The 15,043-nt window shown below is 34.5% G+C and carries 16 protein-coding genes; 3 read left to right on the plus strand and 13 right to left on the minus strand.

Annotated features, from left to right (window positions below; genetic code table 11):
* Positions 1 to 17 precede the first annotated feature (17 nt).
* From Q2T76_RS00230 to Q2T76_RS00240, 3 genes are all read right to left on the minus strand, one after another.
* Entirely contained in the window at positions 18 to 824 is an 807-nt protein-coding gene (locus Q2T76_RS00230) for a PTS mannose/fructose/sorbose transporter subunit IIC (RefSeq protein WP_302082978.1), read from the minus strand.
* Between the two features lie 28 nt (positions 825 to 852).
* Positions 853 to 1,824: a mannose/fructose/sorbose PTS transporter subunit IIA gene (locus tag Q2T76_RS00235; protein WP_302082979.1), complete on the minus strand. Its 972-nt coding sequence runs from the start codon at positions 1,822 to 1,824 to the stop codon at positions 853 to 855.
* Positions 1,825 to 2,020: 196 nt separating this feature from the next.
* A complete protein-coding gene (locus Q2T76_RS00240; protein ID WP_302082981.1) occupies positions 2,021 to 2,629 on the minus strand; it encodes an Ada metal-binding domain-containing protein in 609 nt (202 codons plus the stop codon).
* A gap of 108 nt (positions 2,630 to 2,737) precedes the next feature.
* On the opposite strand from Q2T76_RS00240, the gene Q2T76_RS00245 reads away from it, so the two are divergent.
* Entirely contained in the window at positions 2,738 to 3,223 is a 486-nt protein-coding gene (locus Q2T76_RS00245) for a methylated-DNA--[protein]-cysteine S-methyltransferase (protein ID WP_302082982.1), read from the plus strand.
* Positions 3,224 to 3,356: 133 nt separating this feature from the next.
* Entirely contained in the window at positions 3,357 to 3,677 is a 321-nt protein-coding gene (locus tag Q2T76_RS00250) for a multidrug efflux SMR transporter (protein WP_302082984.1), read from the plus strand.
* Between the two features lie 17 nt (positions 3,678 to 3,694).
* Here Q2T76_RS00250 and Q2T76_RS00255 read toward each other — a convergent pair whose 3' ends face one another.
* From Q2T76_RS00255 to Q2T76_RS00275, 5 genes are all read right to left on the minus strand, one after another.
* Positions 3,695 to 4,210, minus strand: coding sequence for a GNAT family N-acetyltransferase (locus tag Q2T76_RS00255; protein ID WP_302082986.1), 516 nt, complete (start codon positions 4,208 to 4,210; stop codon positions 3,695 to 3,697).
* A gap of 53 nt (positions 4,211 to 4,263) precedes the next feature.
* Positions 4,264 to 5,742, minus strand: a complete 1,479-nt coding sequence (locus Q2T76_RS00260) for an MDR family MFS transporter (RefSeq protein WP_302082987.1) — start codon at positions 5,740 to 5,742, stop codon at positions 4,264 to 4,266.
* 77 nt (positions 5,743 to 5,819) lie between these two features.
* Entirely contained in the window at positions 5,820 to 8,345 is a 2,526-nt protein-coding gene (locus Q2T76_RS00265) for a hypothetical protein (protein ID WP_302082989.1), read from the minus strand.
* A gap of 11 nt (positions 8,346 to 8,356) precedes the next feature.
* Positions 8,357 to 9,388, minus strand: coding sequence for a DUF916 and DUF3324 domain-containing protein (locus tag Q2T76_RS00270; RefSeq protein WP_302082991.1), 1,032 nt, complete (start codon positions 9,386 to 9,388; stop codon positions 8,357 to 8,359).
* Positions 9,389 to 9,451: 63 nt separating this feature from the next.
* On the minus strand, positions 9,452 to 10,093 hold the full coding sequence (locus Q2T76_RS00275) for a WxL domain-containing protein (RefSeq protein ID WP_302082993.1): 642 nt from the start codon (positions 10,091 to 10,093) through the stop codon (positions 9,452 to 9,454).
* A 164-nt stretch (positions 10,094 to 10,257) separates the two neighbouring features.
* On the opposite strand from Q2T76_RS00275, the gene Q2T76_RS00280 reads away from it, so the two are divergent.
* Complete coding sequence (locus Q2T76_RS00280; protein ID WP_302083886.1) at positions 10,258 to 10,896, plus strand: hemolysin III family protein; 639 nt, start codon at positions 10,258 to 10,260, stop codon at positions 10,894 to 10,896.
* Between the two features lie 29 nt (positions 10,897 to 10,925).
* On the opposite strand, the gene Q2T76_RS00285 is transcribed toward Q2T76_RS00280, so the two are convergent.
* The 5 genes from Q2T76_RS00285 to Q2T76_RS00305 form a co-directional block, all read right to left on the minus strand.
* Positions 10,926 to 11,537 (minus strand): pentapeptide repeat-containing protein, encoded by a 612-nt coding sequence (locus Q2T76_RS00285; RefSeq protein WP_302082995.1) that lies wholly within the window; start codon positions 11,535 to 11,537, stop codon positions 10,926 to 10,928.
* 9 nt (positions 11,538 to 11,546) lie between these two features.
* Positions 11,547 to 12,317 (minus strand): nucleotidyltransferase domain-containing protein, encoded by a 771-nt coding sequence (locus tag Q2T76_RS00290; RefSeq protein ID WP_302082996.1) that lies wholly within the window; start codon positions 12,315 to 12,317, stop codon positions 11,547 to 11,549.
* A 61-nt stretch (positions 12,318 to 12,378) separates the two neighbouring features.
* Entirely contained in the window at positions 12,379 to 13,521 is a 1,143-nt protein-coding gene (locus tag Q2T76_RS00295; protein ID WP_302082998.1) for an enhanced intracellular survival protein Eis, read from the minus strand.
* A 3-nt stretch (positions 13,522 to 13,524) separates the two neighbouring features.
* Positions 13,525 to 14,613: a DUF871 domain-containing protein gene (locus tag Q2T76_RS00300; protein WP_302083001.1), complete on the minus strand. Its 1,089-nt coding sequence runs from the start codon at positions 14,611 to 14,613 to the stop codon at positions 13,525 to 13,527.
* Positions 14,614 to 14,683: 70 nt separating this feature from the next.
* A complete protein-coding gene (locus tag Q2T76_RS00305; protein WP_302083003.1) occupies positions 14,684 to 14,995 on the minus strand; it encodes a PTS sugar transporter subunit IIB in 312 nt (103 codons plus the stop codon).
* Between the last annotated feature and the right edge of the window lie 48 nt (positions 14,996 to 15,043).

Here is a 15,043-nt window from a genome sequence, read left to right on the forward strand (position 1 = left end):
ATTTTGTCTTCCTCCTTCTAGTAATTGTCTATGACATCGCCGACTGGGTCACCAGTATTGCCGCCGCCATTGTTTCCTGATCCACCTGATTTTGATAAAGCAAGATAGATAAGAGCTAATGAGACACCAATAGCACCAAGTCCGATAAGAGTAATTTGTGAGACAGTTGCTAGGACAAAACCAATAGCAAAGAATGGCCATACTTCACGACTTGCCATCATGTTGATAACCATAGCATAACCTACGGCAACAACCATTCCACCACCAATAGCTAATCCGTCTGTCAACCATGCTGGCATTTGGTTTAGAAGATCTCTAACGGGTCCTGAACCAACAGCTAAAATTAAACCAGCTGGAATAGCAATACGTAAACCTTGCATACAGATAGCAACAATTTGCCAAAAATCAATCATTTTAAAGTTACCTTCTTTAGCAGAAGCATCCATAAAATGAACGATAGCAGTAGCTAATGTACGAACAAGAATTGTTAATAACAATCCTGCAACAGCTAAAGGTACAGCGATAGCGATAGCTGAAGAAACACCTTTTTCACCTTGTCCACCAAGAACTAAGATGATAGCTGAAGCAACTGAAGCTAAAGCAGCATCAGGGGCAACAGCAGCACCAATGTTTGCCCATCCAAGAGCGATCATTTGAAGTGTACCACCTAGAATAAGACAAGGAACTAAATTACCTGTAACTAAACCGATCAAAGTACATGCAATAACTGGTTGATGGAAATGGAATTGATCCAAGATACCTTCCATACCAGCCATAAATGCAACAACTAAGATCAAAATAACTTGAACAAAATTAGGAACCATAGTTATTAATCCTCCGTTTTCTTAATGACTATTTTGTTTTATCGATTTCTTCTTGAGCTTTTTTAAGAATTGCATCCATATTGTCTTTTGAATCATTAGGAACTTTACGTACATCAAAACTGATGCCGTCTTTTTCTAATTTAGCAAAAGTATCAATATCATCTTGGTCAAAAGCCAAAACCTTATTAGGTTGAACTTTACCAGTTGAATGTGCCATTGAACCAACATTAACTTCTTTCAATGGAACACCACCTTCAACAGCTCTTAAAACATCTTGTGGTGTTTCGAATAATAGCATTACTTTTTGGCCACCAAAATGTTTGTCATCTTGGGCCAATTTAATCATTTGTTCTACAGGAACAACGTGAGCTTTAACTCCAACAGGTGCAGCTTGTTGAATCAAACTCTTTCTAAGTTCATCTCTAGCAACATCATCAGAAACAACAATAATACGAGTTGGTTGAGTTGACTTTGTCCATGCAGTAGCAACTTGACCGTGTAGCAATCTAGTATCAATACGAGCAAGCACGTATTGCATCTTACCTGGAGCACCAGCGTTTGCTGTAGCATTAGAACTTGTTTCAGCTTTAGGTGCCTTGTCCAAAGTTTCAGGTTTAACCTTAACCCCTTCTCTTCCAGCGCCGATAATTGCTGTAGCAATTTCTTGTGCAGAATCCATCGACATTCTTGCAGAGTATGCTTCGATAAGCATTGGTAAGTTAAGACCTGTAACAATTGCCCAGTCATCTTTGTGCTCTTCGAATAAATTGTTTGATTGATTAAAAGGTGAACCACCCCATAGATCAACCAAGAATAGCACTTGATCACTGGAACTTAGATTCTTAACTGCTTCTTCCAAATGAGCCTTCAAATCATCAGGACCTTCATTTGGCATGAATGTAACAGTTTGTACATCTTCTTGTTCGCCAAAAATCATTGAACCGGATTGTTTGATTCCTTCGGCAAATTGACCATGGCTCGCAATAATAATTCCAACCATTACAAAACCTCCCTTGTGTATTTTTGGCTTCAAATTTAACCAAAAATTGATTTTTCTGAAACCGATTCCCTAGCTTACATATCAAATCTGGGAACGTTTTTAATTATAAACTAGTTCAAAATAAAAGACCACAATTTTAAGTCGTGATCTTGAAATTTGTTCCCACAAAAGATAGGGGGTATTTATTATAGGAAGCTTAATAATTTTTTAAGTCTAAAGATATGTTTTTTAGCAATTCACTAAGTTGATTATTAGGATGCTCTTTTCTGAATTTCAAGGGACTTTGACCTACTTCTTTTTTGAATAAAGTACTAAAATATGCCGGGTTGTTAATTCCAACTTGCTTAGCAACCTCTGGGATTGTTAAAGTGGAAGTCTTCAGAAGCTTCTTACTTTTAGAGATTCGAATTTTTATTAATTCATCTAACGGAGTATTTCCAGTTGTCTCTTTGAACTTGTGATGTAGATAATATGGTGCTCCGTGTGCCATCTTGGCTATTGATTCTAAATTAAGATCTTTTTGATAATTTAATTTCACAATATTCTTTACTTCTTTGGCCCAATCTTCATCAGTGGCAACATCCCCCATTGGACGACATTTCTTACATGGTAAGTATCCATTATTTCTAGCCTCTTGGGCATTATCAAATAATTCAATAGCTTCTTTTTGTTCAACTTCATACTGACAAGAAGGTACACAAAAAATCTTTGAATCTTTTAATCCGTAAACAAATTGACTATCATACTCTTTGTTATTTTCTTGAATGGCTTGCCATCTTTTTTCAGTTAAACGATGTTGTGACATATTTTTTCCTCAGTAAGATATAATATAACTATCTTATGACTTTTTCATAGAAAAAGCCAGATTTCAAAAAAACGTAAGATATCCTTAAAAGTTAATGAGGTATTAATAATGCAAGTTTTTTACGACAATATTGTTCATAATAATGACTGTTTCTACTATGCTTATACAAATAATGGTCTTTGTTTTATTGGAACTCCGAACAAAGATTTTTCAGAAATTAAGCAATTTATTTCTGACGCTGAATTTTCTGAGCAAAAGAATTCACAGCTTAGAGGAACTCTACTAAATTATCTTGATGGCAAATCAAAAGGTTTCAATGTCGATCTCGACTTAAGTTGGGCAACTTCTTTCCAAAAGTCTGTCTATCAACAATTACAAAAAGTTAAGTACGGACAAACAGTTACTTATGAAGAGCTAGCAAGTAATTTAGGAAAACCAACCGCCACCAGAGCAGTCGCCAGTGCAGTTGCCAAGAATCCAATTTTATTTGTCATCCCATGTCATCGAGTAATTCGAAAAGATGGATCTCTTGGTGGATTTAGAGCTGGATTACCACTAAAACAAGCACTTCTAGATTTAGAAGCAAGCAAATAATTAATTACAAAAGTTGCCACTAATTCTAGAATTTGCTAAGATATTTTTAACAAGCCACCGGGCATTGATAACTTCTTTAGGTCTAAGTAGAAGTTATTGATGTCCTTTTTTATTTACAGAGGAGGAATTTCTTATGGCCTGGATTTATTTAATGATTGCTGGTGTGAGTGAAGTTTGGTGGGCAACCACGATGAAGCTTAGCCACGGATTCTCTAAACTGAATTTTTCAATTTTGACGGTTGTTGGAATGATTGTCAGTTTCTATTTTTTGATTAAAGCTTCCAAAGTATTACCACTCAGTTTGGCATACCCAATCTGGACCGGAGTTGGTGCAGTGGGCTCTATTATTATTGGTGTAATTTTATTTAGAGAACAGATTGCACCTCTTACTTGGTTATTCATTGCTCTACTATTAATTGGAATTATCGGTATTAAGGCAACTAGTGGTCATTAAAAAAACATCTGCTGTAATTAGCAGATGTTTTTTATCATGATTTTGTCTATCTGTATTTTTTCACCAATTTTAAATTGATGTTGGGTTAATTCAACAAATCCTTGCTTGTTATAGAAGTTCAAAGCCTTTTCGTTATGGCTCCACACTCCCAACCAAATTGCCTGTTTATGATTTTCCTTGGCAATACTCAAAGCCTTATCAAACAACTTTTGACCCAGCCCTAAATGTTGAAATTTTTGTTGAATATAAATTCTTTGCAATTCCATATTATCAGCACTAAAATCTTCAGTTTGTGCCTGATCGAAGTTAACTTTCAAATATCCAGCAATTTCTTCTTGATAATAAATAAAGTAAAATTGTGAATCTTGATTTTGCAATTCTGCTGATAGTTTTGCTTCATTAAAAGCCTGATTCAAATACTCTGCCAAATTTTCTGGTGAATTAAATGGTGCGAAGGTTTCTTGAAAAGTCTGGCGGCTTATCTGCTGCAAGTCAGCTAGTGATGATAGATCACAACGTTTAATAGTAATCATGTCATTCTTCTCATACTCTCTTTATTTACTACAAATATAACAAAAAGAAAGTATTACTCAACCACTGTTTTTTGTTTGTCAAAATAGTTAATTACAAATACCAAAATAAATAGGATAACTACCACTAAATAAATACTGTGCATATTATTAATGATAATATATTGAATTTCTTGCCCAACGTTTTTTCCTAAACTAGACTTGGTTACTGAGCTGATTTCATTAGTAATTTGTGTCAGTGAAATATTGTTGAAATTCTTTAATTGCGATTGGGTTGCTAAATTGAAAATCAGTCCAAAAACTCCAGTCATAATGGTTTGTCCCAGAGTACGACCTAGAGTAAACATTGAAGAAGCTGTGCCCAGATAATCCTTAGGAACTAAATGCTGGGAAATAACGGTTGTTGTCGTAATAACAATCCCCATTACCAAACCATTGATTGTTGCAATTAGATAAAATGTTGCTTCAGGAAGTTGTCTGGTTGCAAATACTAATGGTAAAAAGATGATTGTTTCAATCAAAACTAGTGGCATAATAATTCTTTTTGGTGCATAACGTTTGATCAACCAACCGACAAAAAATGATCCTACTAACCACATAATTGAACTAGGTGTAATAGCTAGGCCAGCCATAGATGGTGAAAAACTATAAACTGATTGCAGCCAAATTGGGAAATATATTTGATAGCCCATTTGTACTCCACTCAAGATTAATGCCGTAACTATTTGAATTGAAAAAGTTGAATTTCTAAATAATTTCAACGGTATCACTGGATCTTTAACTTTTCTTTCCACCACTAAAAATAAGATCGATGAAACGATAATAATGATAACTAGAGTAATCAATTTTGACATTGCTAATTGGGGATTACTCAAGTCTTGGAATAATAACAATAGTGAGACCAACGAAATGGATAGAAAAATGATTCCCAAATAGTCAATATTTAGCTTTTTCTTTTGAAATTCAGTTTCATGATACATATACCCAATAATCAACAAGACTATCAATCCTAACGGAAGATTGATGAAGAATATCCAATGCCAGTTTAATTTTTCAACAATGAATCCACCTACTATTGGTCCAAACAATGCGGAAATTCCCCAGGCTGTATTATTGAAGGCAATCTTATTCGAACGCTTTTCATATGAGAATAAGTCAGCAATAATAGTGAAAGTTACCGGCATAATTGCGCCAGCTCCTAATCCTTGAATGGCACGAAAAACAATTAGAGCTTCAATATTTCCCGCAATACCACACAAAAATGAGCCTAGTAAAAATAACGAGGTTCCAATAATAAAAATTGGTTTACGGCCGACTGTGTCTGCTAATTTCCCATAAACCGGAGTACTGATAGCGCTGGTTAATAGATAAGTAGCAAAGACCCAGCTCTGCATTGATAATCCATTTAAATCAGAAATAATTGTTGGTAATGCCGTCGTGACAATTGTAGCTTCAATCGAGGTCATAAAAGTAGCAATAAATATAGCCACCATGATTAAGTGAGAATTATTTGTTTTTTGATTCAAACTAGCCATCTCCTAATTATTTTTAATTTAACTATAAAACAAATCCAACAAAAAAATACCCTAAATTTAGGGTATTTTTTAATTAATTAGTCGATTGCTGTTAGTTTCCAACTCATATCGGCTTGATATTGACCAGATTCGTACTTTTCATTATATGGTAGTTTGAAAAGCATCTTTGTTGATTGCAAATCAGAAGAATCTGAAATTGTGGGAGCTGTTTGCATTCTGTGAAGAACTGAAATCGTTCCTTCATCGCCATTGATGATTGGCATAAACGCATCATCTGCTTCCATTTTGTACAAAAAGTTTTCCTTAATTGTTAGAGGATTATTCGTATTCTGGTTTGCATCAATAAGATTCCTGTTTAATGATAAATCAAAGCTGGTCTTGAACGGATTATAGACATTTATTACTGGAGTCGCATTTTCAACTTGAGTTGCCGTGTTTCGAAGTGATGCATCAATTTCGTTAACGAGTACTTCTTGAACAAACTCATCTTTTTGACCCGATATTTCCGTGCCCATATTTAATTTATCTGGAACAACTGCTTCTAAAGAACCATCAATATTTAAAGTAAATTCAAAAATATCTTTAGGTTTAAACTCTATTTGGCGTATTTTAGTATTGATAGAAGCTGGTTCCACTGCCAATTCAAAAATATTACTTCTCTGAAGTAAGAAGCCCATATGATTCTTAGTTGTTACTGGCAATTTTCCAACTTGATGACCACGGTCAAAACTTGAACTAGCCGTAACTAACGACTCCAAATCATTGATGGTGATTTCAGTAGTTGAAGCAGATCTTTTAGTTTGATTTTGTTGATCTAGTTTTTTCCAATTAGTATCACTCTTCAGCTTATAATAAACGTTTAAGTCCTTAGCAACTGAATTAATTTTTAAATTGGCTTTGATTCCAGATTTTGGCAAGTCGTTTACAGTATCTTTGGCTATATCAAAATTTGCCGTACCATTATTCAAAACTTCTTGAGTGCGCCCTGCTGTTAAATCAACACTTTCAATAATCGACTTCTTGTCAGGAGATTGTAAATCCGGAAAATCAGTATCTCCATTTTCTTTACGACCAAAGACACCGAAAGCTCCGTTATTCTGATCTGGTGAAATAGGTGCTCCATGACCGTCTAGAGTAATATTATTAGCAGCAGTAATTCCACCAACAAATGAAGAATTACTAGCTCCATTTGTATAAAAAGATCCATGAGGAATCAATAATGAACCATACATCAAATGATTTTGGGATCTAAAGAAAACCGCAGCTTTATCACCCTTCAATCCCGCCATATCTCGCGCACTGCTAGAATAACTTTCTGGATAATTATCAACATCATAAACATCCGTGAAGTTATTTAGAATTTGTGAACCCATCCAGAGAACCTTGGAATTATTCCAATCTCCCTTAGCTACTCCTAAAGCTTCATTCATTAACTTTTCATTTGCTAACTTGCCATCTTTTACTTCCGCAGTTCCAAAGGTGTCAGTATCACCCCAGATAAATTGTCCCGGATGATCATCCTTCGTAAATCCCTTGTAATTAAGTACAATATAAGGAATTTTTGAAGCATCTAGTTCACCATTTGCGTTATAGAATTCTTTTGAAAAGTTAAATAGTAAATGCATCCCGACTATCGGATGATTATTCAATGCCGCTAACATTTTTTGTTTATCAATGGCAACTGTTACTACTGGTTTACTACCAGTATCATAATCAACATCTGGATTTTGTTTTATATTAATAACAGTTGCTGCCACGCTAGGATCAGCTTCAGAAAAATATTGTGGGTTTTCTTGCTGGTCATCAATAATACGTGAATCACTGACTGCAAAAGTGGAAGCAGCATCGTTACCTGGTGCTAAGTTGTAATAGAACTCTGATACATCTTGAATATCATTTTCCACACTACGCCCAGCCACCGAGGTATTTTGCGTTAGATATTTAACTACATTATTGTCCTTGAATTGTGTTAAATCACCTAATCCATTAATTGGCGTACCCGCTTCGGTTTTAACATCTAAGTTGTTCTTCCAAGCAGTATCCAATAATTGTTGTGAGCCAGCATCAATGCTTTTTTGGACTTCTTCCTTGGGTGTATCGGTAATAAACCGAACTCGTTTTTGATCATCAGGATAGATTTTATAAGGCGAAGTTCCTGGAGCATAAGGCCACATTCCCGCAACATTAGTGACTAATTGATCTGTTGGCTTACTAAAAGTTGGGTCTTTAATTGTACTTTCTTTAGTAAAATCGTTGATTATCACTGCTGGATTCCATAATTGACTATAAAAATCATTTGCAACATCAAGTGAAATACCACTGTCATAAGTATTCAAACTATTATTCCAAATACTGCCAGAATTAAAGCCAGAACTATCTAGCGCCATAGAGTTTGTCATGACACGACCAGAAATAAGATTCCCACCGATATTTCGAATTCGGTTCCCGGCAACTAACATATAATCAGATGCGACACCCATTGGATACTGGCCATCTATTCGAGCATCATTGCCCGCCGCCTGAATCTTATTTCCCTGCAAATACGGTAAAAAAGACATTAAGCAAACAAACAGAATTGCCACTTTTTTAAATTTTTGAGTCATAAGACTATCTCCTATGAAGTTAACTCACTCTTTTTCCGTCGTTTCTTCCAAATAATTAAAATTAGAACTAATAGAACAATGATGATTACTGCTAATAAAATCCATAACCAGCGTAAACTATTATTATGCTGATTCAATTTCATTGCGGTCATAAAATCAATCGTAAAATCCTTATTAATCACCCAGCGTTGAACACCATTGGTTGCGATCATTTTCAAATGATACTTTCCAGGATTTAGCCATTTATTTCCAAGACCAATTCCATATAAAAAACTTGAATTCGGAGCAACACTACGATTATTCTCACTTTTTTCTAATAATACTTTTGATGAGCCGGCAGGAGTTATCGTAGTTGTTATGGAGAGATTCCCAATTGTCGCATTTTTATTATTTTCAATTTCCGTAAGAATTGCGGAATTTAAAGTGTAATTGCTGGCACTGGGACGAATTTGACGCAATTTAAAATCCGGTTGAACATGTTGGTTCTCGTGTTCTCTCAAAATTAACCCTACAGCCATTGAATAACGATTTTTGATTGAAAATCCATTGTTGTTACTCTGATTCGACTTCTTGTCACTAACGTCCGTTGCGTAGAATGCTCCTTCAAGAATTCCTTGGTATTTCGTTGTAGGCATTCGTACTTCAAACGATATATCTTTAGTCTCATGGGCCTTCAACTTAACAGTTTGTGGTTGAGAAACAATATTTTTGAACGAATAAATCTGATGACCGTTTTTATTTTGATTGTATTTGTCATATGCTTCACTGGCACCATTAGCCGTATAGGCACTATTAGGCGAAACTTTGATGGTTTTAGACATACCAGTTAAATTTTCTACGGTTAGAACCAATTTTTGATTCTGTCCTGGCTTCATTAACAAATCAAAATAGGTTACGGAGTCGTCATATTGATTGTCTGGTAACTTAGCGTTGATTGTAAATCCAGCATCTGCAGCTTGAACTTCTTGAAAATGGTTAAATATTCCTGTGAATAAAAAGATGCTGCCTAGAACAAATACTAATTTAAGAATTCTGTTTTTCATTTTGTGCTCCCAATTAAGTTCACATTAAAAAAAGTTGAGGATCTTTCCCCAACTTCTTACTACCTATCCCTTTGTTGCTGATTGCGTGGTGTTTTCCAATACCCAATTAACTGTTGCTTGGTAATTACCTGATTGTAATGCTAATGGATTACTTAGTGTTAAAGTACTTCCTTGAGACATATCAATACTTGATTCACCCTGACCATCAATTAATTCCCCTTGAGCAGTGTAAGCTTGATCTGAAGTCCAGATAACGCTTTGGCTGCCAGAAATTGATGCATCTTTATTGACACCAGCCAGATTGATGAGCCCTGAAACTGTTCCTGTTCCGTTCAAGTTCTTAAAATCAGAAATTGAAGCACTCAATTGCCAACTGTTACCAGATCCACGATAATCGCTAACCGCCAAATGTGAGTTATCACTTGTTATATCATGACTATCACTGTGAGGATCAACAGTATTACCACTTTGACTCATTGATGCTTTGTTATTTATCAATGTCATTAAATCTTGTAATGTATGACCACCAAAATTAAAATCTGGTGCGGACTTCAAATTTAATTGTCCTGGTTCGACATTAAATTGTGCGGTTGTATTAGCAGTTGCTGAATCTGAATCATCGGCTGCTTTTACAAAAGTAGATGTGCTTAGAAATAGTCCAGAGATAACGACTATTGAGCTTAAAAATAGTTTACTTGATTTCATATTATAAACCCCTTTTTCAAATTATAATAAAATATTGTTTAAAAGATGAACATTTAACCGCTAATATCATAATCTATTTGTACCCACAAATCAAGTATGAATGTACATTTATTTATCTAGACTTCATTTCTAGATTATGATAATATAATGTCTAGATGAGGTATATTATGCAAACAAAAAAGCAAAAAATCATTTATGAAGTCTTTAACGCCATCACACACGGAATAGGTTTTATAGTTAGTCTAGTCCTAGTAGTAATGTTACTGATGCGCGCTAACGAACACGCTTTAGACGCTATTCAAGTTACAAGTTTAGTGGTTTACAGTACAACTTTATTATCTTTATATCTGGCATCAACACTATTTCACTGTTTAGCTTTTACTCGGGCTAAACGAGTCTTTCAAATTTTTGATCACAGTAATATCTTCTTGTTAATCGCTGGAACGTATACTCCATACTGTGTCATTACAATTGGTGGAAAGTCCGGATTCATCATGCTGGTAGCAATTTGGATTCTGGCGATTTCCGGAATTATCTTACATATTCTCAGCCATGGAAAAATGCAAAAACTTGAAACCACCATCTATATCGTGATGGGTTGGCTCTGTATGTTAGCTGCAACTAGTCTATATGCGAATTTGTCTAGCCTAGGATTTTGGCTCTTAGTCATTGGTGGAGTTACATTTACCGTTGGAGCAATTATTTATAGCTTTCCAAATATCCAAGGCATGCATTTAATTTGGCATTTCTTTGTATTAGCCGGAACGACGTTGATGTTCTTTTCAATTTATTTAAACATTTAAAAAAGACTGCCTTTAGATTGGCAGTTTTTTTATATTACTTTGATATCTAAAAATTTTCGGCTCAATAATCCCGATTGATTTTCATTAACAATGACTCCTTTTAAGTCGTATAAACTCAAGTCAATATTTTCAAATTCACAACTACTTAAGTCTATGCCCTTCAAGCTAGTGTTATTAAAGTCAATGTTGTTTATCTGGCAATTAAGAAAAGTTGTTTCTTTGATTTTTGAATCATTTATGATGACATCGTTCAATCGCGAATTTTGAAATTTAGCGATTAACTTTGCCTGGTTCAGACTGGCATAAGTAAAATTGCATTCAGTAAAGGTAACATTCTTAAAATAAGCTTGGTCCAAGTTAGTTCCCAAAAACTTGCAATTACTGAACTCACAATTGTAAAAACTGGCTTCACTTAGATTGGCATTACTAAAATCACAATTCTTAATTGTAGTATCAGTTAATTCGATTTTTTCAAAAGTATTATCGGCTAAGTTCACATTCTTAAGAAAACTGTTTTCAATAATTGGATGCCTAAGTTCAAGCTCATTAACTGTTTCATCCTCAATTCTAACAAATTCTAATAAGTGATCTTCGGCAGCAATGATGTCGTTAAATTTTGTCAAAGTCAATTCATTTTCCATAAAAACCTCTTACATAATTAGATCTAAAAATAGTTTATTTAATGGCTCCCATTGGTTGTCACGTTTGTTCGGCATTGATTGCGCATATGCTTCTAATTGATCTAAATTCGTATTGATATATTCATCAATTTGCGGATTCTTTCTAATCATCTTAAGCTCGGGAACGTTCATTTTTTTATCCAATAATTCATTAATAATTGGTTTCAAGGAATCATCTAATTTCGCCTCAACCAAGTCTGTAAATAACATTGGTGGATTTGTATGATTCTCAACCACCCATTTACCAGCTAGAATTGCTCTTAAAACATAGAAATATTTCTTGATGCGAATCATATGCTCGCCATTTTGTACAAATTCTTTATTATTACCACTTGCCATATGCCAGTAGCTATAGAGTGTTTTTTTATCTGAGAAATACTGTGGCAATATTTCTCTCATCTTATCGGCTTTTTCAGTTTTGTAATAAACAATTGGTGAAGCAAACCACTCAAAAATTGTAGCGTTAGAGCGATACAGTAACTGCAAGGCTTTTCGTAAATCCCAGCCGTTGATATCTAGCGTTTCATCTAATTGCCATTCGATAACATCCCTAATGCCTTCTAACTTCAAATAATCAGCAGGCTTACGAGTATATATGAATCTGACATCGTAGTCACTATCAGGAGAATCAAATCCCCAAGCACGGCTACCTGATTCAATAGCCATAATTACTTCAACATTTTCAACCGCTTCAATCTCTTTAATTTTGGCTTGTACAAGTTCTTGCATCTTATTATCCATAAAGGCACCTTCTTTCTAAATTAATTATAGCAATAAAAAAAGACTTATTTAATAAGTCTTTTTAAAAGTAATCTCGTAATGCTGGTTTCTTTACTGTTAATAATTTTTCTAGTTTATGAAGTTTATCCGGACTTCCTTGAACTTTGTCAAAGAAATTAAGTTCGGCAAGTGTTTTCTTACCAAAAATAACTTGGCTCAATTCTCGAATATCAATTTGAATATCATATTCTGACGAGTCTGTCTTCTCCCCTTGCAGAGTCCAACAACCATCATTTTCTGAAAGAACATTGTCAGTCACTTTGATGATAATATTCTCATCGCTAGCAAAATATTGCTTGAACAATTCGGAGACGTTCACAATTCTTGCCATCATATATGGTTTGATTTCTAATTTCACTTGTCCAGGTTCAGCGAATAAATCGAGGTTATTCACTAGAATTGGTGAGTCATATTGTAAAGTTTTGTATGAATTAGCATGACGTTTGATAAATTTCATCAACATCTTAAACGCATTAACATCTTGATAAATCAATTCTTTGATGGTCATTACATCACCAACTAAGGTGTAAATCAAATAACCAGTCAATTGCTTATTAGCGTTGAAATATTCAACCACTTGCCAATCTTGCGGACTAGCTGCTAAGAAATCCCACCACCAGTCAGGGCGGATGACTCCACCTTCATCATGTTGAGTCAAATTATGGTATAACTCTTTTAATTCGGTATCAACTTCGGACAAATTTACCTTAACTAGCTTGCCGTTTGATGCGACTGGGATTTTTGGAAATTTATCAAAAGATATCCGATATCCATAATTGTCAAAGACATACTCATAACCACATTGACGATAATAACTAAAGGAAAATGGTGCTAAATACGAAAATGTCACACCTTCAGCGTACATATCCTTTAATGCTTGTTTCAAGATAGTTGTTGCGTTGACTGCTGAAAGATTTTCCGGCAAAGACATTACTTCACCAATTCCATCCATGGAATATTGTTTACCAGCTAGTTGAACTTGAAATGGTAACCGTAATAAACCCGCAAGAAATTTCCCATCTTCATAGTAGCCGTATGGCTTAACATTCTGATATCTAATTTTGAAATACTCACGTCGTTCTTGGGTATCCTCACCTTTAAACGACAGTAAGTATGCTTGATAAAAATCTTCAAAGTTCTTATCCGTTAGTCGATAATCTGTCATTTTTTACCCTTCTACTAATTCAAATTCACTCCAAGTTTTAATTGATGGAATTAGGAATTTTTCTGCGTCAGCAATGTGACCAACAACATTTCTACGTCCATCATTTTCAATATCACAAAGTGCAATTTGAACTTCCCCTTTATAACGTGAATACTCATCATTAACCACAATCAAGTCACCACGTTTAATATCAGGTACATTATGTTTTGGAAGTGAACGATCTGCATATTTCACACGCATCATCGTATCACGAATTAAATAATCTGAGGCATCACCACGATATAAGTGAACATTATCTAGAACAAGTTCTTTTTCTAAGTCACTAATATCGCTATTCAACTCTACTTTTAATGAAGTAAATTGACTATGGAACACATCTGCAACTTGTTTAAGCTCTTCTTCTGTAGCAAAAGCATTTCCAATAATTATGTCATCAATCACTCCAAAACTAAGTAAATGTCTCGTCTGCGTATCAACTGGTAGATCACGATCTTTTTCCAAAGTTGGCAAACCTTCACTGATTGGCCAAGGACCAAATTTTGCAGTCTGTGAACTGACGAATGCCGCCGTATTAAGATTATAGTCAGAGAAAACTTTTGACCATTTAGCGAAGAATTCATCACCTAATGCGGTATATTTTTGAGGATAGAAATTATGACAACCTAACAAGTTATTCTTGTCTGGTCCATAAGACATAATGTTATCAACATAGTGAGTTCCCGCACTCATATTAATTTCAATTTTTAAACCGAAAGGATTTCTTGTCATTCTGGCTTCTTCCTTACCAGTGAAGCCTTCATCTAACCTAACTCCCCAAACACCTAAATCTTTGAAGAAAGAAAGATCATCATAGGAAATTCCTAGTTGATCAAATAATGCTGGATTAACATCTAACATTACTTCAAATCCAAGTGAATTAGCATAACTTACTATTTCACTAAATTCTTTAACAACACTGTCTTTACCATCACTTATTTCAAGTAATGACATAAAAATTCTTTGGTAACCATATTTAGCTGCCAATTGTAAATATTCTTGGTTCTCTTTAAATGTACTTTGTTCTGGATAAATTGAAATACCGATACGTCCCATTTAGTGCCCTCCGATTTAAACAATAAAAAGATGGAACAGTTAGTAAATTCCATCTTTTAATTATTACTATTTATTTTTCAAGATCTTCAATAGCAGTATTCAAAACTTTTTCACCGTTCATCATACCGTAATCTTGCATATTTATAGAAACAACTGGAATATCTAATTTCTTCTTGTAATCTTCTTCCATATATTTAACTTGTGGTCCAAGCATCAAAATATCTGGATGTTTTTCTTCCAATTTGTTCTCTGCATCTGATGCTCCTGTTGCAAATATTTCTGCATCTAAGCCTTTTGCTTCTGCTGCTTTTTGCATTTTTGTTACCAATAAGCTGGTTGACATTCCAGCTGAACATACCAACATAATTGTTTTTTCTGCCATAATTACCTCCATTTGTAACCGTTATCATGTTATAATACCATTATAATT

Origin of the sequence: Lactobacillus sp. YT155 (assembly GCF_030504545.1) — a bacterium.
Classification (GTDB): Bacteria; Bacillota; Bacilli; order Lactobacillales; family Lactobacillaceae; genus BQUT01.